General features: G+C 55.4%; 16 protein-coding genes. 6 read left to right on the forward strand and 10 right to left on the reverse strand.

Annotation, left to right across the window (positions count from 1 at the left end; genetic code table 11):
* Nucleotides 1–94: 94 nt before the first annotated feature.
* The 8 genes from WA411_RS16515 to WA411_RS16550 all read right to left on the reverse strand — a co-directional run bounded on the left by WA411_RS16515 (nucleotide 95) and on the right by WA411_RS16550 (nucleotide 8,253).
* On the reverse strand, nucleotides 95–1,489 hold the full coding sequence (locus WA411_RS16515) for an AAA family ATPase (protein ID WP_291909371.1): 1,395 nt from the start codon (nucleotides 1,487–1,489) through the stop codon (nucleotides 95–97).
* Between the two features lie 55 nt (nucleotides 1,490–1,544).
* On the reverse strand, nucleotides 1,545–2,639 hold the full coding sequence (gene aroB, locus WA411_RS16520; protein WP_291909370.1) for a 3-dehydroquinate synthase: 1,095 nt from the start codon (nucleotides 2,637–2,639) through the stop codon (nucleotides 1,545–1,547).
* Nucleotides 2,632–3,198 carry a shikimate kinase AroK gene (gene aroK, locus WA411_RS16525; RefSeq protein WP_069185154.1) on the reverse strand — a complete coding sequence of 189 codons (567 nt, stop codon included), beginning with the start codon at nucleotides 3,196–3,198 and terminating at the stop codon, nucleotides 2,632–2,634. Before aroK ends, aroB begins: the two co-directional genes overlap by 8 nt.
* A 136-nt stretch (nucleotides 3,199–3,334) precedes the next feature.
* Entirely contained in the window at nucleotides 3,335–5,401 is a 2,067-nt protein-coding gene (pilQ, locus tag WA411_RS16530; protein WP_291909369.1) for a type IV pilus secretin PilQ, read from the reverse strand.
* A gap of 65 nt (nucleotides 5,402–5,466) precedes the next feature.
* Nucleotides 5,467–6,015 (reverse strand): pilus assembly protein PilP, encoded by a 549-nt coding sequence (locus WA411_RS16535; RefSeq protein ID WP_222466553.1) that lies wholly within the window; start codon nucleotides 6,013–6,015, stop codon nucleotides 5,467–5,469.
* Nucleotides 6,016–6,017: 2 nt separating this feature from the next.
* On the reverse strand, nucleotides 6,018–6,629 hold the full coding sequence (locus WA411_RS16540) for a type 4a pilus biogenesis protein PilO (protein ID WP_222466552.1): 612 nt from the start codon (nucleotides 6,627–6,629) through the stop codon (nucleotides 6,018–6,020).
* Nucleotides 6,629–7,192: a PilN domain-containing protein gene (locus tag WA411_RS16545; protein WP_088829301.1), complete on the reverse strand. Its 564-nt coding sequence runs from the start codon at nucleotides 7,190–7,192 to the stop codon at nucleotides 6,629–6,631. The genes WA411_RS16540 and WA411_RS16545 overlap by 1 nt, the downstream gene beginning before the upstream one ends.
* Entirely contained in the window at nucleotides 7,192–8,253 is a 1,062-nt protein-coding gene (locus WA411_RS16550; RefSeq protein ID WP_008170799.1) for a pilus assembly protein PilM, read from the reverse strand. The genes WA411_RS16545 and WA411_RS16550 overlap by 1 nt, the downstream gene beginning before the upstream one ends.
* A gap of 195 nt (nucleotides 8,254–8,448) precedes the next feature.
* Between WA411_RS16550 and WA411_RS16555 the strand changes: the two genes are divergently transcribed.
* Nucleotides 8,449–10,977 carry a penicillin-binding protein 1A gene (locus WA411_RS16555; protein ID WP_291909362.1) on the forward strand — a complete coding sequence of 843 codons (2,529 nt, stop codon included), beginning with the start codon at nucleotides 8,449–8,451 and terminating at the stop codon, nucleotides 10,975–10,977.
* Nucleotides 10,978–11,044: 67 nt separating this feature from the next.
* Here WA411_RS16555 and WA411_RS16560 read toward each other — a convergent pair whose 3' ends face one another.
* Nucleotides 11,045–12,310, reverse strand: coding sequence for a malic enzyme-like NAD(P)-binding protein (locus WA411_RS16560; RefSeq protein ID WP_069185147.1), 1,266 nt, complete (start codon nucleotides 12,308–12,310; stop codon nucleotides 11,045–11,047).
* 229 nt (nucleotides 12,311–12,539) lie between these two features.
* Entirely contained in the window at nucleotides 12,540–12,761 is a 222-nt protein-coding gene (gene rpmE / locus WA411_RS16565; RefSeq protein ID WP_064230272.1) for a 50S ribosomal protein L31, read from the reverse strand.
* A 264-nt stretch (nucleotides 12,762–13,025) separates the two neighbouring features.
* On the opposite strand from rpmE, the gene WA411_RS16570 reads away from it, so the two are divergent.
* The 5 genes from WA411_RS16570 to hslV all read left to right on the forward strand — a co-directional run bounded on the left by WA411_RS16570 (nucleotide 13,026) and on the right by hslV (nucleotide 20,192).
* Entirely contained in the window at nucleotides 13,026–15,200 is a 2,175-nt protein-coding gene (locus WA411_RS16570) for a primosomal protein N' (RefSeq protein WP_291909356.1), read from the forward strand.
* Nucleotides 15,201–15,328: 128 nt separating this feature from the next.
* Entirely contained in the window at nucleotides 15,329–17,104 is a 1,776-nt protein-coding gene (locus tag WA411_RS16575; protein ID WP_291909354.1) for an Ig-like domain-containing protein, read from the forward strand.
* A gap of 136 nt (nucleotides 17,105–17,240) precedes the next feature.
* Nucleotides 17,241–18,926, forward strand: coding sequence for an arginine--tRNA ligase (gene argS, locus WA411_RS16580; protein ID WP_291909351.1), 1,686 nt, complete (start codon nucleotides 17,241–17,243; stop codon nucleotides 18,924–18,926).
* 5 nt (nucleotides 18,927–18,931) lie between these two features.
* Complete coding sequence (locus WA411_RS16585; RefSeq protein ID WP_291909348.1) at nucleotides 18,932–19,570, forward strand: SPOR domain-containing protein; 639 nt, start codon at nucleotides 18,932–18,934, stop codon at nucleotides 19,568–19,570.
* A gap of 91 nt (nucleotides 19,571–19,661) precedes the next feature.
* A complete protein-coding gene (gene hslV / locus WA411_RS16590) occupies nucleotides 19,662–20,192 on the forward strand; it encodes an ATP-dependent protease subunit HslV (protein ID WP_048497819.1) in 531 nt (176 codons plus the stop codon).
* Nucleotides 20,193–20,198: the final 6 nt, after the last annotated feature.

Genomic DNA, 20,198 nt, shown 5'->3' on the forward strand with positions numbered 1-20,198 from the left:
CTCAAATCGGCGTGAAGTTATTGTGGGAAGCCGAAACCGGAATTACCAATCGACATGGTTACGGAACAACAAGTTAGCGCCGAAAAGAACGGCGCTATAAATTGTCGACTGGACGCACCCAGGGCGACCGGGAAGCCAGCTCTTCCGGCAAACCAGACGCTGCGGCGTTCGCCGCCTCCCGGGTAGGGAACTCACCATAGAATACCATAAACCATGGCTGGCCCTGCCTTTCCCCTCGGGTATACACCAGATCACCAAGCTCTGGATAGCTGGATATGACATTTAATGCGGTCTGCTCCAGGTTGCCGGCAACCAGCTGTATGGTCCAGCCTCCTCGCGCCCGAATTTTGTCGATGGCTGCAAAATACTGCGGATCGGCAGGAACGAAGTCCGGCGCGGCTTCTGGCTCTGGCTCTGGCTCTGGCTCTGGCTCTGGCTCTGGCTCTGGCTGGACAGGATCGGGCTCGGTTACCGACTCGGTCAACAGGGGCTCAGCCGCCACGATTGGCTCATCGGAGACGGGCTCGGATTCCTCCGTTTCCGGGCCAATGGTAATGCTCTTTCGCACCGGCTCCGGCGCTTTCACGACCTCCTCGGCAACCGACTCATCGTACTGGCGCGACACGAACCACCACGAGCCCGCGAGCAGAACCAGAGCGAACCCCGGCCAGAGAAGCTTTTTCCAGGGCAATGCCCGAGAGCGGGCACTGCTTGGCGCAGATACCATATCCAACCAGACGCCTGGCGTTACCCGCTTAAGCCTCGAAAAACTACCCTGGCTCAAGGCATGAATTTTCGAAACCCGCGCCGGACTGAGAAGCTCGGCCGTCTTACCACCAGCTGCATGAACTCTTGGCTCAAGGTAAGCCACAATTTCGTCTTTTGTCAGTGGGCGGAGATGAATCTGGTGCACGCTGGTGCTTGAATTATCCAGGCCCAGCATCTGCACCAGGTTATCGGTACCCGCAAACACCGGAACCGCAGAAGACCCGCGTTCTGAAGCCAGATAAGCAGACAAAATCAGTCTGAGCAACTCCGTCGGCGCTCTATCCGCATCGTCAATCAAAAGGACCATGCGCTGCCCCTTGCGAACCCTGGACTCCGACCATCTGAAGAACTGATAAACCAGGTCTCGCGGGCTGTCTTCCTGGCCGAGACTGGAGCGGGTGACGGCTTTCAGGTCCCGGGCAAGCGCCTGAGCGCTGGTCAACGCTGCAGCCGGTATCCGGTGAAAATCAAGCCTGGACGACTCGCTGCGGACCAGCTCCGCCAGTATCCGGGTTTTGCCCGCACCCGCAGCACCGGTCAACAGCAGAGCCATATCACCAAAGCCGCAAAGATGGCGCAATGCCTCCAGGGCGTGATGACGCATGGCGTCCGGGAAAAACGGTGTTTCCATTTCCAGGGGGTTGGCACGGAGGCTGTAGCGTTGTTGCAGCCTTGGAAACAGGCCGCCGCCATCAAGACTGTTCAAGCTTTCTTCAGTCACGGGTCTTCCTTGGTCGCTGGTCCGTTACCAAATTATTGAAGCCTTCGGGCCGACATCATGTTGAGCTGCAAAAACGGGCAAACGTGAGTGCCAGGTTTTCAGGCTTTGCCTGGGACGTGACGACGGCATCGCCAACCGATCGGAGCAGCACCAGCCTGAGCAGGCCATCCACGTTTTTCTTATCGACAGCCATCAAGCTCATAAAGTCGTCTGCGGTCATTCCGATCGGAGGTTTATCCGGCAATCCGGCCCGCAGGATAAGTCGGTTAATCCGGACGCAATCGTCACGGCTGATCATACCTTCAAGCGCAGACAATTCGGCAGCCATGAGCATGCCAGTGCCTACTGCCTCTCCGTGGAGCCAGTTGCCGTAACCGGCAAAGGTTTCGATCGCATGTCCAAAGGTGTGACCAAGATTCAGTATCGCCCTCAGACCTCCCTCGCGCTCGTCCAGAGCTACAACCTCAGCCTTGCAAGCACAGGAGCGGAAGATAGCTTCTGCCAGTGCCTCCGGATCAAGGCTGACCAGAGAATCCATGTGATCTTCAAGCCAGGCAAGAAAGTCCTCGTCACGAATCAGCCCATATTTGATTACTTCTGCGAGGCCCGCTGACACTTCCCGGGGAGGCAGAGTCTGCAGGCTTGTGGTGTCTATCAACACGGCCTGCGGCTGATGAAAAGCACCAATCATGTTCTTGCCAAGGGGGTGGTTGATACCTGTTTTACCACCAACAGAAGAATCTACCTGGGAAAGCAGAGTTGTTGGAATCTGGATGAATGGAACACCACGCTGGTAGCAAGCTGCGGCAAAACCGGCCATATCACCAACGACGCCTCCACCAAGCGCAACCAGAGTGGTTTTCCGGGTATGCCGCTGCTCAAGCAGACCATCAAAGATCATATTAAGGGTCTGCCAGTCCTTGAACTTCTCGCCATCGGGAAGCACGACGGTATCGACCCGCTTCCCGGGAAAACAGGCGTTCGCTCGATCAAGATAGAGCGGTGCAACCGTCTCGTTGGTAACGATCATGACCTGTGCACCGGAGACGTAGGGTGACAGATCCTGAGTGCCGAGAAGGTCCTGGCCGATAAAAATGGGATAGCTGCGTTCGCCGAGCTCCACCGAGAGTTCGCGATACCGATTAGACATGATTGCGACCTTCCTTCCTGACCTGCCTTTTATGACGGGGTGTTTTCGGGTTCAGCCGGTTAACCAGCTGGCGAACGACCAGCCTTGGGCTCTTCTTGTCGGTGAACATGATGATGTCTGCCAGACTGGAATACAGGGGATCCCGGATCGAGAACAGGTTCCGCAGAACCGCCTCAGGGTTATCGTTCTGGAGCAAAGGGCGATTTCGGTCCTTGCGTGTTCGCTCCACCTGCTGCTCTATCGAGGTCTTCAGATAGATCACCGTCGCATCCCTTTTAAGGATAGGATGGTTTTCCTCTCGCATGACCGCGCCGCCGCCCGTGGCCAGCACGGTATGATCCTCGTGGGATAACTCGTCCAGCATGGCCGTCTCCCGCAAACGGAAGCCATCCTCCCCCTCAACGTCGAAAATCCACGGGATATTGGCCCCGCATCGCTCTTCGATGATGCGATCAGAATCAAGAAAACGATAGCCGAGCTCTTTAGCGAGCATCCGGCCAATCGTGCTTTTCCCTGCTCCCATTGGGCCAACCAGGACAACGCGTTTCGGCAAAGACATAACTTCCGCTCAGTTTTGTTCAGGCGGGTGAGAATATCACAGGCCCCGGGATTGCATAAGTTCAGGACCGCCCCCGAGACTGTTTCAGGCACAAAAAAGCCGCCGGTTTTAAGCGGCGGCTTTTGAACTGCACCGATTAACGAAGCAGGTCGTTCTTGATGATCTTCGGCGTAATGAAGATCAACAACTCGCTGCGCTCATCAATATGCTCGGTACGCTTGAAAATACGCCCCAGGTAGGGAATATCTCCAAGGAACGGCGTCTTGGTAGTCTGAGTCGCCACTTCCGACTGGAAAATGCCGCCCAGAACAACCGTCTCACCATTGCCAACCAGAACTTGGGTGGTCACTTCATTGGTATTGATTGATGGAATACCAGCAGTCACCTCACCACGAGAGTCCTGGTTGACCACAAGATCCATGATGATCTTGTCATCAGGTGTAATCTGCGGTGTTACTTCCAGGGAGAGCACGGCCTCCTTAAAAGAAACGGATGTCGCGCCACTGGAGGAAGCTTCCTGATAAGGAATCTCTTCACCAGACTTGATCGACGCCGTCTGACGATCCGCAGTCACAACCCTGGGCTGGGAAACCACTTCCGCTTGACCATCACTCTCAAGGGCTGACAGCTCCAGATCTACCAGGAAATCGTCGCTGCCCCAGCCGATGGCGAAGGACGATGCACCCTCACCTGTCACTCCGAGGTCAACCGCCAAGGCGCCCGGGAAGGTGATGGTGTTGCTGTTTCCGGCAGCTGCGTCGCGCGCTTCCTGGAGAGATTGCTGCGAACCACCTACGGTAAATACATTATCTCCGCTCACATCGTAAGCAGCGCCACCCCAGCGGACACCGAGGTTCTCGGCAACGTTGGTTTGCGCACGCACAATACGGGCCTCAATAGAAACCTGCCGTACCGGAACGTCCCATGTCGATACCAGACGGCGAATTTCGTCAAGTTTCTCGGCCGTTTCACGAACGCTGATGGTGTTTGTACGCACATCCGAGGAGACAAAGCCGCGATCGGAAATCAGCTCTTCGTCTTCCTTGATCAACGCAACAATATCAGCAGCCTTGGCGTAATTAACCTGAATAATGTCGAGACGGACCGGTGCCAGTTCAGCGATTTGCTTGTTCGTTTCAAGCTCAAGCTTCTCGCGAGCCGCGATTTCATCGGCAGGCGCCACCAGCAATACGTTGCCAATCTGACGTTTATCGAGGCCTTTGGTCTTGAGAATCAGATCCAGGGCCTGATCCCAGGGAACATTCTGCAAGCGGAGAGTGATGCTGCCGCCGACAGTGTCACTTGCAACGAGGTTCAGACCGGTGAAGTCGGCAATCAACTGCAGGACCGACCGGACTTCAATATCCTGGAAGTTCAGGGACAACTTGTCACCGGTGTACGGGAACTTCTCTTCCCGGCGAGACTCCGCCTCTTCCTGACTCAGCTCCTCGACACTAACAGTAAACTGACTGCCGGACTGGTAAGCAATGTAGTCGTAATTACCCTCTGGGGTGATCTCGACCACGGCATTACCATCCTCAACAAACGTGTCGATACGGGTAACCGGGGTTGCGAAATCAGTCACGTCGAGCCGGCGACGCAGATTCGATGGGACTTCAAGCCCGTCCATCGTCAAGCGGATTTTGCCAGCACGCTCGGTCAGGTCCACCGGTGTGCTGGAGCTGCCCAGCTCGACAAGAACACGGCCTTCACCATCCTTGCCACGGCGAAAATCCACCCCAGCAAGGGCGTTGGAGGACATCGTGCCCGTAGCTGAGCTGCTTTGAGCCGAAGAAGAGGTGGACGTGGTAGCAACAGACCCGGCTTGCCCGCCAATCGTCATAACCAGGGAGTTGCCCGAGCGAACCGTTTCGTAAGGCACCAGCTCAACCAGATTGAAAATCAACCGTGTGCGATCCTTGGTTTCTACTACCGTCATACTCTGGGCGTTGCCTGAGCCGAGCGGAACGCTCCGGCTTTCAAGGCCACTGGTCGTGTCTCGAAGGTCAACCGCAATGCGAGCAGGACGCTCAATGGTATACCCAGAGGGTTCCGGTGGCGCCCCATCAAATTGCAGTGTGACTTCAAGCCGCTCGCCCGGTAGCGAGGAAAACGACACGTCTTCCAGCGTGACCGCGTTGGCCAGGCCGGATAACAACCCAAAAGCAATCACGCTGACGTATACATTGAGTTTTCTGAACATCGCTAGCCTCGACCCTAAACTTTTTTGTACGTGCATGTTTCTTTCAACTTTCATCCAGCCGCTCCTTAGCCTGCGCCCTCTTCCAGGGTCAGGGAGCGAGGACGCTCAACCCAGCCACCCCGGCCATTGGGAACGATTTCAATAAGCTCGACACGGGTTTCACTGACGCCCACAATGCGACCGTAGTTCTGCCCCATGTAATTTCCGGTACGGACCCTGTGAATTCCACCGGTATCGTCTTCGATAAGGGCGAAAAGGTTACCCGATGCCCCCTGAAGCGTACCGACCATTTCAAGCGTTTTCAGATCAAAGTTCTCGAGAACTTCCCTCGGCCGATCCAGATCCGGCTCAACATCACTGATCGGCTGCTCGTCAACCATAGTGAGCTGTACGTCGATAGGCGGCTCGAATGGCGCCCGCCGGTCTGCCGCGGAGTAACTGAATGCCTCGTAAGCTTTGAACTCCGGCAAAGGCTCAACATACCCTCTCGGTTTTGCCCTGGTCTCGGCCATGAATTGATCAAGATCTGAAAATCCGCTGCCCTGGGAGCAGGCTGTCAGGAGCGACACCAGACAAACACCCAGCCAGGCTTTTACCGCATGCTTTCCTGTCATGCTCATTCTCCAGCCCGGTAGCGGTAAGTACGAGCTACAACCTGCATATCAAGCCGTTCTCCGTCTCCGCCAGTTGGTTTTATGGTCAAGTCGTGCAGTGTCACGATCCGAGGAAGGCTCGCCACACTGCTGACAAAAGATGCCAGCTCGTGGTAGGAACCAGACACCCGGATGTTGATTGGAAGCTCGGAATAGAAATCCCGCCGCTGCTCCGGCTGCAGCTTCACTTCCTGAAGCGCAAGGCCATTACCCAGGGCGGTATTCGTAATGTCTTCCAATAAACCCGGCACTTCGGTCTCACTCGGAAGCTGCCTTACCAGGGCACCAAAGGTTTCTTCCATTTCAGCCATCTGGGCCTTGAAGACCTCAAGATTTGCCACCTGGTAGGCCTTTTCTTCATAGGTCTTGCGCAAATCCTGCTCAGTACGCTCTACACGCTCAAGCTGAGCGTACTGATCCTTGATAAAGAACCAGTAACCGCCGCCAGCGATGAGCCCGAAGATAATCAGGATCACGATGAACTTAATGGGCGCAGGCCATATACCCGCGTTATTGACATCAAGGTCGTTGATATCAAATTCATTGAGACTTTTCAGAGAGTCCGCGAGGCTCATTACTTATCCTCCCCTTCGGGCTCGGGCGTTTTCTGTTTAACCGACAGATTGAACTGGCTGTAACCGGCCCGGCGACTGTCAGCAGCTGACACATTGGAGAGGTTGGGATCGGTAAACCATTCGGACTCCTCAAACTGCCGCATAAGAGTAGAAACCCGGCTATTAGACTCAGCCATCCCAACGATATCGACGCGCTCACCAGTTCGCTTGAGGTCTGTATAGAACAGGCCATCAGGCAAAGTTCTTACCAACTCATCAAACACGCGCACGATAACGGGGCGTTTCCCCTGGAGATCCTGAATGACCTGCATCCTGGCAAGAAGCTCATCCCGCTTGCGCTTGAGGTTCTCAATTTCCTTGATCTGCTGGTCAAGCTTTTTAGTGGCAGTTTCGATATAGGCGTTCCGGGATTGCTGGTACGCAATCCGGCTGTCCATATCGGTCTTCCAGAGGAAAACCAAACCACCAGCGATGATCGCGGCGCCAAGGATCATAACCACAAACTGTTTCTGTTTCTCGGCACGAAGTTCCTCGCGCCACGGTCGAAGGTTAATTTTTGCCATCAGTCGAAGCTCCTCATTGCCAGGCCGCAGGCAATCATCAGAGACGGCGCATCGTTACTAAGTGCCGATGCGTTGACCCGTGACCCGACCGCCATGTCTGCAAAAGGATTCGCGACCATAGTCGGTGTTCCCGTTTTTTCTTCGACCATTTCCGTCAGCCCCTGAATCGAGGCAGTACCACCTGCCAAGACCACATAGTCGACTGCATTGTACTGACTGGCACCAAAGAAGAACTGAAGCGCTCGGGCCACTTGCTGCACCACGGCCTCGCGAAACGGGGTCAGCACTTCGGATTCGTAGTCATCGGGCAGTCCGCCCTGCTTTTTGGCAAGTCCAGCTTCTTCCAGAGACAGACCATAACGACGCTGAATCTCCTCGGTCAGTTGCTTGCCGCCAAAGATTTGTTCACGGGTGTATACAGTCTTGCCACCAGCCAACACGCTCAGCGTGGTCATGGTCGCACCGATGTCCACAATTGCCACCACCAGCTCTTCACCCTGCGAGTCCAATTGAGGCTCAATCAATGCATAGGCGCGTTCAAGGGCATAGGCCTCAACATCAACCACCTTGGTGGTGAGTGAAGCAATCTCGAGTGCATCTTCCCGAATGTCGACATTTTCCTTTCGGCATGCTGCCAGAAGCACATCTACCTGATCGGGATTACTTTCGGAAGGTCCCTGAACTTCGAAATCAATGGCCACTTCATCCAGCGGGTATGGAATATACTGATCGGCCTCGAGGGCAATCTGATCTTCCATCTCGAATTCGTTGAGGCCACCGTCCATCTGGATGACCTTGGTGATAACTGCAGAGCCTGATACCGCCACGGCAACCTGCTTGACGCCGGAACGGGACTTGGAAGCCACGCGCTTCATAACTTCGCCCACGGCTTCCACGTCGGTAATGTTCTTTTCCACCACGGCATTGGCCGGCAATGGCTCAACCGCGTAGCTCTCGACCTTATACCGGTCGCCCTGCTTCGACAGCTCCAGAAGTTTGACCGAGCTGGAGCTTATATCCACGCCCAGCACTGCACTGGATTTCTTTCCTAATCCAAACACGCGCTCACCCTATACCTGGTTAGATGCACCCGGTTACGTAACTTATGTGTTTTTTATTTAAGAGAATTTCTTCACCATTCCGTCTACAATGCCTGTTCTTCTTTAATTGAGAACCATTGCGACGGTGAAGCGACTCTTCCTTCCTAAAGCAATTTCTCAAATGATAGACCTATATCCAACAGTTGTCAGAAAAAAATGTCTCATTTGTTGCGCACATCTCGCCTTTTTGCCTGGTTGTTTCTTACCGGACTGAGTGTCGCCGTTATCGTAACCTCAGGCTTTTATCTTTACCTTCGCCCTGGCCTTCCGCCGGTACATCAGCTTCTGGACATCAAGCTTCAGACGCCATTAAGGGTCTATAGCAAAGACAACAGATTAATAGCAGAATTCGGTGAAAAGAGAAGGGCACCCATCACAATCGAACAGATCCCAACAATTCAGTTACAAGCCTTTATGGCCGCTGAAGACGCGCGTTTTTATGAGCACTTTGGGGTCGACATCAAAGGCCTGGCGCGGGCTGCCATCGAACTGGTCTCAACCGGCGAGATCCAGTCCGGGGGCAGCACCATCACAATGCAGGTTGCAAAAAATTACTTTTTGTCACGGGACAGAACCTTTATCCGGAAGTTCAACGAGATACTTCTGGCTCTTCAGATTGAACGTGAACTGGACAAAAACCGCATTCTCGAGCTCTACCTGAACAAGATCTATCTGGGCAATCGGGCCTATGGCATAGCGGCAGCTGCACAGGTTTATTACAACAAGCCGGTATCCGAGCTGTCACTGGCCCAGATGGCTATGCTGGCCGGCCTACCCAAGGCGCCCTCGGCATTCAACCCGCTGGCCAACCCGGACCGTGCGATGATTCGCCGGAACTGGATCCTCGGGCGCATGAGAGACCTGGGGTACATCACTCCGGACGCCCATGAACTTGCCGTTTCTGCCCCCATCACCGCCAGCTATAACAGCACGGAAACGGAAGTCGACGCCGACTATGTTGCTGAAATGGCACGATCTGAAATGGTTCGGCGGTTTGGCGAAGACGCCTACACCGATGGCTATACCGTCACTCTGACGGTTGACGGCGAAAAGCAACAGGTTGCCACCGAAGCGCTCAGGAACGGCCTGAAAGCCTATGATCGACGCCACGGTTTTCGCGGTCCCATCGGGCAGATCGACGAGGACACTCTCGCCACGAGCGAATTATCCGACGTCATCCTGAATTACCCCAGGGTCGAGTCCTTGCTACCGGCAATCGTCGAGGAGGTTGACGACGAATCGGGCGAAGCACGTGTTTACGCACGCGTCGTCGGCCCCGCCATTATGCCGTTCGAAACCATGACCTGGGCGAGGCGCTACAAAACTGAAAATCTGACAGGACCAGAACCCGAGAAACCTTCAGATGTTGTTTCGCCCGGCGACGTTGTCTATGTGCGCGCCCAGGGGCCAGCCCAGGCTTCCCCAGAAGTTGATGCCGACGAAAGCAGTCCGCAGGGTGACGATCCGGAGCAGCCTACTGCTGCGACCGTGGCACTTGCCCAGATTCCTAGGGTAGAAGGCGCACTGATTTCACTGGAAGCCAAAACCGGTGCCATACAGGCACTGGCAGGGGGCTACAGCTTCGGTCAAAGCAAATACAACCGGGCCATTCAGGCGCGCAGGCAACCGGGCTCGACTTTCAAGCCGTTCCTCTACCTGAGCGCCCTTGAAAGCGGCATGACGCCGGCCACTATTTATAACGATGCACCCATCGTGTTCGACGACTCCGAACTGGAGACCGCATGGCGGCCGCAGAACTCCTCCGGACAGTTTTATGGCCCGACCCGGCTTCGCGAAGCGCTGTATCGCTCACGAAACCTGGTTTCTATCAGGCTCCTGCGAGACTTGGGTATTGAAAAAACGCTCAATTACCTCGCACAACTGGAAATCCCTACCGAAAACATGCCCGACAACCTGTCATTGTCGCTCGGCAGCGGCCAGTTGACTCCAATGGAACTGGCCAGAGGCATGGCTGTAATCGCTAACGGCGGTTATGACGTTGAACCTTACCTGATCGAGACGATCAGCGACTTCAACGGCGAGATCATCTACCAGGCCCCGAAAACCATTCTGTGCGATGAAAACTGCAATGAGATTGCAGAACAAGCGATCCCGGAAACGGACGAAAGCGACGCCGCTACGCCGGCAAATGCATCGCAAGACAACAGAGAGCCGCCGGAGGTTCGCGTGATGCCCAGACTGGCGGACGAGCGCGCCGTCTTCATTCTGCACTCGATGATGCAGGATGTAATTCGCCGAGGTACTGGCCGGCGGGCGCTGGCTCTGGGCCGGGACGACATCGCTGGCAAGACCGGCACCACCAACGAGCAGAAGGACACCTGGTTCGCCGGTTTCAATCACGATATTGCCACGACAACCTGGGTTGGATTCGACCAGCCGGCACCGCTTGGCAGGCGTGAATTCGGCGCCAGCACTGCGCTACCAATCTGGCTGGACTACATGGAGGTTGCACTCGAAGGGGCGCCCTCTTCCCTGATGCCCCGCCCGAACGGAATCGTGAATATCCGTATCAATCCCGAGACTGGACAGCGCGCCAGACCTGGCGAGGACGGTGTCTTTGAGGTCTTCCGGGAAGAGGACGCACCACCCCCGCTGACGTCAGACACCGACGGTGATCGTAACGGAGGCTCTGAGGAAGACGATCTGTCACGCCGAATCTTCTGATACGCGAAGCGGGCACAAAAAAACCGGCGGGATCACCGCCGGTTTTTCTATTATCCAGAGGAACAGATCAGATAATGTCGTCCATGGATTTGAGCGGGTAGTGCGCAGGGTATGCATTTCGGGCAACCCCGGAATCTACAGCAGCGCGAGCAACGGCTGCGGGCACCACTTCAAGCAAGCGTACATCCATCGGCTTGGGAATGATGTACTCTTTTCCGAACTCAAAGCTATCCACGCCATAGGCCTCACAGATTTCCTGAGGCACCGGCTCTTTTGCCAGCTCACGAATCGCATTGACAGCCGCCACCTTCATCTCCTCATTGATGGCAGTTGCACGAACGTCCAACGCGCCACGGAAAATGAACGGGAAGCCTAATACGTTGTTAACCTGGTTCGGATAATCGGACCGGCCTGTAGCCATGATCAGATCATCGCGGGTTGCCAGGGCAACTTCCGGACTGATTTCCGGATCAGGGTTGGAGCAGGCAAACACGATAGGCTTCGGAGCCATTTTCTTGAGCTGGTCAGCAGTCAGCAGATCCGGGCCAGACAGGCCAAGAAATACATCAGCACCATCAATAGCGTCATCCAGAGTACGCCTGTCAGTATCGTTGGCAAACATCGCCTTGTACTGATTCAGATCATCACGACCAGAGTGGATCACACCCTTGCGGTCGAGCATGAAGATGTTCTCAGAGCGAATACCGCAGCTGATCAGCAACTTCATGCAGGCAATAGCGGCAGCACCGGCACCCAGGCACACCACCTTCGCCTCTTCAATTTTTTTACCCTGCAGCTCAAGGGCATTGATCATGCCGGCTGCAGTTACGATAGCAGTACCATGTTGATCGTCGTGGAAGATCGGCACGTTGCACTTCTCGATAAGCGCGCGTTCAACCTCAAAACACTCAGGCGCCTTGATGTCTTCCAGATTGATGCCACCAAAGGTGTCTGCAATCCGCTCAACTGTTTCAATAAACGCCTGCGGGCTTTCGGAATTGACCTCGATATCGAAAACATCAATTCCGGCAAAGCGCTTGAACAGTACGCCCTTGCCTTCCATAACCGGCTTGCTTGCCAGCGGACCCAGGTTACCCAGACCAAGAATCGCAGAACCGTCGGAGATAACAGCCACCAGGTTGCCCTTGGCGGTGTACTTGTATGCGTTCTCCGGGTCCTTTGCGATCTCGCGGACCGGTTCGGCAACCCCGGGGCTATACGCCAGGGAAAGGTCGCGGGAAGTCTTGGTTGGCTTGGTGATTTCAACACTCAGCTTACCAGGCCGCGGCTTGGCGTGATATTCAAGGGCTGCTTCTTTCAGATCTTGAGACATTGCCACTGTTCCGTTTGTCACGTTTAAAGGTAATGAACCGCTGGAGCCAGGGAACCTCCCCATCCAGCGGAGCGCGCCATTATGGCCCGCCAGACCCGAAACGACAAGTGGCCCATGAACATTTTGTGAACAGTCAATAGTGCTAATTGCGTATGTATACAATGAATACAGTCTGATCTTCGGGCACAAAAAAAGCGCCCGAAGGCGCTTTCTTTTACATCCAGTGCGATCAGTCTTTCTTGCCGCCGATGCGGCCACCGAAACGCTTCTGGAAACGGTCGATACGACCACCGGTATCCATAACTTTCTGCTTGCCAGTATAGAAAGGGTGGCACTGGGAACATACGTCCAGCTGCAGATCATGGGTGTAGGTAGAGCGAGTCTTGAACGTGTTACCGCAGGAACAGGTAGCGGTAATCTCTTCGTACTTGGGGTGGATACCTTCTTTCATGGTGAACCTCGTTAGGTCATGCCGCTACCTGATCGCGGGGCATCTTGATTACCCAGGCGCCAGGCACCGCACGTTTGAATCAATTGAGAAGACGGGGCACAATCATGCCCAGCCGGAAACAGACCGCGAATCTTACTTGCAATTAGTGTCGCAGGCAAGCACCACCCTGACTTCCGGACCCGCCCATTCCGGATTTCGCGGCTGAGTGCCGACTGAAACAGGATAAGGAAAAACCGTGACACCTCTCATCCAGTGGAGCGCTCAGTGCCATTGATTGCACGCATCGCCCTGAATCGTCCTCTGCGTCGACTCTTTGATTACATTATTCCAGAAGACCTTGAGTTGACGCCGGGCCAGAGAGTGCGAATCCCCTTTGGCCGACAGCAGGCAACGGGCCTGGTTGTAGAGGTGGGGGTTGAACCGCCCCCTGGCATAAAGCTCAAGCCGCTGTCCTCGGCAATCGAGGAGTGGCCGGCATTACCGCAAGAAACGTTCAAACTTCTCAGCTGGGCGAGCGACTATTATCAGCACCCCTTGGGCGAATGCCTGTTCACCGCCCTGCCCCCCGCCCTCAGGCGGGGGCGAATCGCCGAAGAGAAAGCGGAGCAGTGGTGGCATACACGTGACCATACTGCGACCTTGCCTGCAAAAGCCCATAAACAGAAGGCGCTTTTCGATTGGCTACGCCAACACCCGAGGGGTGCCCCGACAAAGGATATCCTGCAGGCCGGTTTCTCCCGGGCGCAACTCAATGCACTACGCGAGAAGCAGCTGATTGAGCCGATTTTGCCGCCCCGGCCGAATTCACTTGAACAAGATTCTGAGCTTGATGCTCGAAGACCCGAACTGTCCGCGGCCCAGGCTTCAGCCGCAGAAGAGCTGGCTGTTCCCGATGAAGGGTTTGGCGTCTCACTCTTATACGGCATCACCGGCAGCGGAAAAACCGAGATCTACCTGCACTATTTAAAGGAACACCTCAACGCCCGGGACCAGGCCCTGGTGCTGGTTCCGGAGATCAATCTTACCCCGCAAACGGTTGCTCGATTCCAACACTACTTCGGCAGCCGAATTGTCGTATGGCACTCGGCCCTCAACGACGGTGAGCGCCTGACAACCTGGCTGAAGGTCCGCAACGGTGAGCCGGTTATCCTGGTAGGCACCCGATCGGCGGTTTTGCTGCCCTTCACTAATCTGCGCACAATCATTGTCGATGAGGAGCATGACAGTTCGTACAAACAGGGTGAAGGTTTCCGTTATTCCGGTCGCGACCTGGCAGTCTATCGAGCCCACCAGAACAACTGCCCCATCATCCTCGGATCGGCGACTCCGTCACTGGAATCCGTGCATAACGCGGAGCAGTCCAAATATCATCTGGTGAGGCTTGAGGAACGGGCCGGCAATGCGGCGCCACCCGACATCAGTCTGCTGGACATTCGAAGCCGCCCCCTGGAGGGCGGCCTGTCCCGCCCTGCTCTGACCGCCATAGAGCAGACCCTTACAAAAGGCGAGCAGGCGCTGGTCTTTGTCAATCGACGGGGCTTTGCCCCGGTGATGATGTGCTTCGACTGCGGCCACATGGTCGAGTGCCCGCGGTGCGATACCCGCCTGACCTACCACCGCCGGGACCGGGCCATGCGATGCCACCACTGCGACTACCAAACGGCTGCCACAGAACACTGCCCGAAATGCCACAGCGATGCCTTCAAACCTGTCGGCCAGGGCACAGAAAGGACCGAAGACATACTCGCCAGCGCTTTCCCGAACACTCCTGTGGTACGGGTGGATCGCGACAGCACTCAGCGCAAAGGCAGCATTCAGGGCATTCTGAAACAGGTGAACAGCGGTAAACCCTGCGTGCTCGTCGGTACCCAGATGCTGGCCAAAGGACACGACTTCCCGAACGTCACACTCGTGGTAGTAATCAACGCCGACGGCGGACTTTTCAGCGTGGATTTTCGCGCACCCGAACAGCTAATTCAGACCCTTTTGCAAGTCAGCGGCCGCGCCGGCCGCGGCACAAAGCCCGGCAAAGTCCTGGTACAAACCTGCCACAGCGACCACCCCTTACTGAGGACGCTTTGCGAGGGCCGGTATCTCGATATCGCCGACCAACTCCTGAAAGAGCGGGAAGAAGGTCAGTTTCCGCCGTTCCGGGCTATGGCTATCTTCAGGGCAGAAGCCGATAGCATGGAGAAGAGCCTTCAGGTACTGGACACAATAAAGCCCCTCACCAACGCTGCAGGCATCGAAACCTGGGGACCACTGCCCGCCATGATTGCCCGGCGTGCCGACAAGCACCGCGCCCAGCTTGTCCTCAACGCCCGAAACAGGAAAAAGCTGAATCAATTGTTAACCGGAATCTGCCAGGAGTTGGACCAGAGAAAGCTACCTGCCGGCACAAAATGGATGATTGATGTTGATCCTCAGGAAACCGGCTAGTTTGCGACGCAACCCTCCCCCATTTCACAGTTTTTTACACAAAACCGGGTTCTGTTAATTTGCATTCGCATACCCTGTGCTAAGATCCGATTCATCTATTAAAGAATTTTTAATTGCAGAAGTCATATATGCGGTTCTCGTGCGGGAAACCCGCTTTATGGATAGCTTTATACAACCAAATGGAAAAATGGAGATTGGAAATGTCAGGGAAATTCCTTGCGCGCGCGTCAGCAATTTCGCTAACGCTTCTTCTCGCAGCCTGTGGTGGCGATGACAACTCAGCGCCCTTAGCAGGTAGTGGCGGGGGTGGAGGCGGCACATCACCTTCAACTGGTGGCGACTCCTCTGGTGATACAGAGCAGCAGGTAACTTTGGAGCTCGGCACAGGGAGCGGCTCCTCGTTTCAGTCTGGACAAATGAACGTATCAACAACTTCACTTTCTGCAGGCGGCTCGACTCGCCTGGAATTCAATGTGGTCAACGCGAGTGCTGGCAATAGCATTTTCAATGCCACTGAGACCTCAGTTAGCATTACCTCCTTGTGTCAAAGCGCGAATTTTGACAGCTCTGTCACAACATCCTCAGGGTCCTTTACCACGACTTATGAGGCTGGTTGCGCCGGCGATGACACAATCACGGCCAGATTACCAAACGGAGCAATAGCGATTGCCAACATCACTGTTGCAGCGCCAGAAGTGGGCGAACTGGAATTTACCAGCGCCACCCCTGATTCGATTGCACTGAGTGGGAGCTCCAACAGCACTCGCCCCAGCGTTTCAGAAGTGGCATTCAGATTGACGGATAAAAATGGCAACCCTATCACTTCTGGAGAAGAAATAACTTTCTCACTTTCAACAAGTGTAGGAGGCATCTCACTCTCTCAAAACTCTACACAAACGGATGAGCAGGGAGAGGCAACAACTCGAGTTAACGCAGGAACAGTCGCAAGCGTTGTAAGCGTTACCGCCACCTATACTCCTGACTCCGGCACGCCTATTCAGACAACATCAGCGCCAATTTCGATTAGCGCGACCATTCCTGATCAAGACAGCTTCTCTGTTGCGGTTGAAGATAACTTTCTTCCAAACGCAAGAAATTACGACGGGGTAACCGTTCCTATTTCGATAAGGGCAGCAGATAGGAACAACAACAGAATAAGTGACGCCGTTGTAAACTTTGTGACCAATGCAGGTTCTGTCCAGAGCGAGTGCACTCTCCAAGACGGTGCCTGCGCCGTCCAATGGATTAGCCAAGACCCCAGACCTGAAGACGGAATTATTCTGGTCCTTGCTCGCACTGTAGGGGAAGAGAGCTTTAGAGACCTCAACAGCGATGGAAAGTATACCCAGGCTGATGACGAGTTTGATGTGCAGAATGATGACAAAGGAGAGGCCTTTCTCGACCGTAATCGAAATAACTCACGCGATGCGAACGAAGAGTATTTTGATTACAACGATAACGGCCAGTACGACGCGGCAAATTCCATCTATAACGGAACAGCCTGCGACGACACCAATGTTAATTGCACAACCTCACTCTTGGAGATCACTCAAACAGCTGAAATTTTTATGGCGAGCGACAACATTTTAATAAGCTCCACAACCCCTGTGGCTCCAGGTGAAGTGTGCTTTGAAATAGCCGGAGTCTTCTCCGACAGCTCGGGTAATGTAGTACAAGGGCCACCACCTGGAGGCACGCAAGTCAGCTTCTCATCAACTAACGGTACAATCGTAGCCCCAACTTCTTTCACCACAACAACCTCGTACAGGGAAAGCCCCGTTGAACAATGTGTCGTGGTAGAGGCTGATGACACACCGTCTACCGGGACACTCACCGTCGAGGTGACTCCTCCAACACCATTTACCGGAAACGCCTTCATATTCCGGGCAACTCTTACCGACTAAAGCTGATGGCCGCCCTGAGTTCTTACAGGGCGGCCATAAGTTTGAGAAGACTATCCCTTTCCGCGATAATACCGCCTCAATTGCTGGGCCTCCTGCCCCGAACCCAATTCTCCTGTAAACCGAGTCATCTGACAGCATGAAAGAGACCGTTTCCGATCTGCTCCAGTCTGCACTGGCAGCACTCCAAGCCGATGGCACCCTGCCTGCGGACCAGTCCTTCACTCCACAGGTGGGCAATACCAAGGACAAGTCCCATGGCGACTATGCCTGCAATATTGCCCTGGTTGCCTCAAAGGCCGCCGGCTGCCCGCCTCGAAAGCTGGCGGAGGCGCTTGTCGGGAAACTGCCGCAGAGCAAAGCGGTGGAGAAAGTGGAAATTGCCGGGCCCGGTTTCATCAACTTCTTTATGAGCACTGCCAGTGCTTTTGAAGTGGTCAACACCATACTGGATGAGGGTGAACGCTTCGGCCGCAACAATCAGGGCCAGGGCGAAAAAGTTCAGGTGGAGTTTGTTTCCGCCAATCCCACCGGCCCCCTCCACGTTGGTCACGGGCGTGGCGCGGCGATCGGTGACTGCCTCTGCCGGCTGCTGGAAGCCAACGGGTACGATGTCACCCGGGAGTTCTACTACAACGATGCCGGCGCCCAGATTGATAACCTGGCGCTCTCCGTTCAGGCCCGGGTGAAAGGTCTGACGCCGGACGACGAGAGCTGGCCGGCGGATGGCTACCGGGGCGATTACATCGTTGATGTTGCCAAGGCCTACCTTGCGGGCGACACCGTTACCGCGGACGACCGGGAAGTGACCGCCAAGGCGGACCCGGAAGACCGCGACGCCATCCGCGAATTCGCTGTCGCCTACCTGCGCCGGGAGCAGGACCTGGATCTGAAAGCCTTTGGCGTTCAGTTCGACGTCTATTTCCTGGAATCCTCCCTGTATCAGGACGGCAAGGTTGAAGCCACGGTCAAGCGGCTGCAGGAGAATGGCTACACCTACGAGCAGGATGGTGCCATGTGGCTGAAAACCACAGAATTCGGCGACGATAAAGATCGGGTCATGCGCAAGAAGGACGGCGGCTACACCTATTTTCTGCCGGATGTTGCCTATCACCTGGACAAGTGGCAACGGGGTTTTACCACCGTTATCAACGAACAGGGTGCCGATCACCACTCTACCGTTACCCGCGTTCGCGCAGGCTTGCAGGCGCTGAATGCCGGCATTCCGGAAGGCTGGCCGGACTACGTACTGCATCAGATGGTGATGGTGACCCGCTCAGGCCAGGAGGTAAAAATCTCCAAACGTGCCGGCAGTTACGTGACCGTCCGGGACCTGATTGATGAAGTTGGCCGCGATGCGACCCGGTTCTTCCTGGCCGCGCGCCGGGTGGATTCCCAGTTGACCTTCGATATCGATCTGGCTCGCTCCCAGACCAATGAAAACCCGGTCTATTACGTGCAGTATGCCCACGCGCGCATTTGCAGCGTGCTTCGAAAACTGGCTGAGGAAGGTGTGCAGCGCGGCCGCAACGAATGCATCGGTGATCTTTCACTGCTTACCCTTGATGAGGAAAAGGACCTGGCCAACCAGTTGGCCAAGTATCCGGAGCTCATTGCCAACTCTGCCGCCCAACGTGAGCCGCACCACCTCACGCACTACCTGCGGGATCTGGCAGGCCAGTTCCACACGTATTACAACGCCCATAAGGTATTGATTGAAGATACCGCCGTTCGTGATGCAAGGGTCAGCCTCTACCTTGCCATCCGGCAGGTCATCGCCAACGGTCTGGACCTGCTGGGCGTCAGCGCACCGGAAGAGATGTAAAACGAATGTCCCGAGATTACGCCCGCAAGGACAGACCTTCCAAGGCCTCAGCCACTTCGCGCAAAAAGCCTACGAGACAGGCAAAGCCGAAGGCCGCCCGGCCAAAGCCAGCGGCCAGTGCCCGCTCCCAGCACGGCGGCCTGTCACTCAAGTGGATACTGTCCCTCGCAGCCGTGGGCGGCTTTATCGGGTTTATCGTCTACCTGAACTCTTTGCCAACGAGCCCTCATTCCCAGCAGCCGGCAGTCACCGAAAAGCCGGCCCAGAACCCGGCGAAGACGCCGGCAGAGACCGGGAAAGCAGAGGATAAACCCGGGTTCCGCTTCTACGAAATGCTGCCGGAGTCCGAGGTTGTGCCGCCCAAAGTCGAAGAATACACGCCCGGACCAACGCAAACAGATTTCAATTATCTGCTTCAATCCGGCTCCTTCCGCAGCAAGGAAGACGCGGAACGACAGCGGGCCCAGATCGCTTTCCAGGGTTTGCGGGCAAGCACCCAGAGGATTGACCTGGACAATGGCTCCGTCTGGTATCGCGTCAATGTTGGCCCCTTCACCTCCCGAAGCCAGATGAACTCCGCTATCGACAAACTGGTTTCCCTGAATATCCAGCCACTGGTCCGGAAGATCCCCAAGGAAGGCTGATCTTTCCGGGCCGCGCACGAACACCTTGAATTCGCCACGCAAGCCACCATAACAACGGGATACCAATTTCAATCAGGCAATTGGAGCCCAAATGACTACCATTCTTTCCGTCAGGCGCGATGACGAAGTTGCCATGGGTGGCGACGGCCAGGTTTCCCTGGGCAACACCGTAATGAAAGGCAATGCCCGGAAGGTACGCCGTCTATACAACGGCAAGGTGATCGCCGGTTTTGCGGGCGGCACCGCCGATGCGTTTACCCTTTTTGAGCGCTTTGAAGCCCAGCTTGAGAAGCACCAGGGCAACCTGACCCGAGCCGCTGTGGAGTTGGCGAAAGACTGGCGAACAGACCGGGCGTTGCGAAGGCTCGAGGCCCTGCTGGCCGTTGCGGACAAAACCGCCTCACTGATCATCACTGGCAACGGCGATGTGATCGAGCCGGAGCAGGGACTAATTGCCATCGGTTCGGGCGGTCCCTTTGCCCAGGCCTCAGCCCGGGCCCTGCTGGAAAACACCGACCTGTCAGCACACGAGATTGTTGAAAAAGGTCTGGATATCGCCGCCGACATCTGTATCTACACCAACCACAATCGCACCCTTGAAGTGCTCTCCAAAAACGACTGATCCGGA

This window comes from Marinobacter sp. CH_CUG1437-1, from assembly GCF_037029655.1.
Classification (GTDB): domain Bacteria; phylum Pseudomonadota; class Gammaproteobacteria; order Pseudomonadales; family Oleiphilaceae; genus Marinobacter; species Marinobacter salsuginis.

Coding starts and splice junctions, on each gene's coding strand:
- pilQ (WP_291909369.1), bottom strand. CDS start 5,401: ATGTTCAGAAAACTCAATGTATACGTCAGCGTGATTGCTTTTGGGTTG.
- WA411_RS16575 (WP_291909354.1), top strand. CDS start 15,329: ATGCGGTTCTCGTGCGGGAAACCCGCTTTATGGATAGCTTTATACAAC.
- WA411_RS16540 (WP_222466552.1), bottom strand. CDS start 6,629: ATGAGCCTCGCGGACTCTCTGAAAAGTCTCAATGAATTTGATATCAAC.
- WA411_RS16545 (WP_088829301.1), bottom strand. CDS start 7,192: ATGGCAAAAATTAACCTTCGACCGTGGCGCGAGGAACTTCGTGCCGAG.
- aroK (WP_069185154.1), bottom strand. CDS start 3,198: ATGTCTTTGCCGAAACGCGTTGTCCTGGTTGGCCCAATGGGAGCAGGG.
- hslV (WP_048497819.1), top strand. CDS start 19,662: ATGACTACCATTCTTTCCGTCAGGCGCGATGACGAAGTTGCCATGGGT.
- WA411_RS16555 (WP_291909362.1), top strand. CDS start 8,449: ATGTCTCATTTGTTGCGCACATCTCGCCTTTTTGCCTGGTTGTTTCTT.
- argS (WP_291909351.1), top strand. CDS start 17,241: ATGAAAGAGACCGTTTCCGATCTGCTCCAGTCTGCACTGGCAGCACTC.
- WA411_RS16585 (WP_291909348.1), top strand. CDS start 18,932: ATGTCCCGAGATTACGCCCGCAAGGACAGACCTTCCAAGGCCTCAGCC.
- WA411_RS16560 (WP_069185147.1), bottom strand. CDS start 12,310: ATGTCTCAAGATCTGAAAGAAGCAGCCCTTGAATATCACGCCAAGCCG.
- rpmE (WP_064230272.1), bottom strand. CDS start 12,761: ATGAAAGAAGGTATCCACCCCAAGTACGAAGAGATTACCGCTACCTGT.
- WA411_RS16535 (WP_222466553.1), bottom strand. CDS start 6,015: ATGACAGGAAAGCATGCGGTAAAAGCCTGGCTGGGTGTTTGTCTGGTG.
- aroB (WP_291909370.1), bottom strand. CDS start 2,639: ATGTCTAATCGGTATCGCGAACTCTCGGTGGAGCTCGGCGAACGCAGC.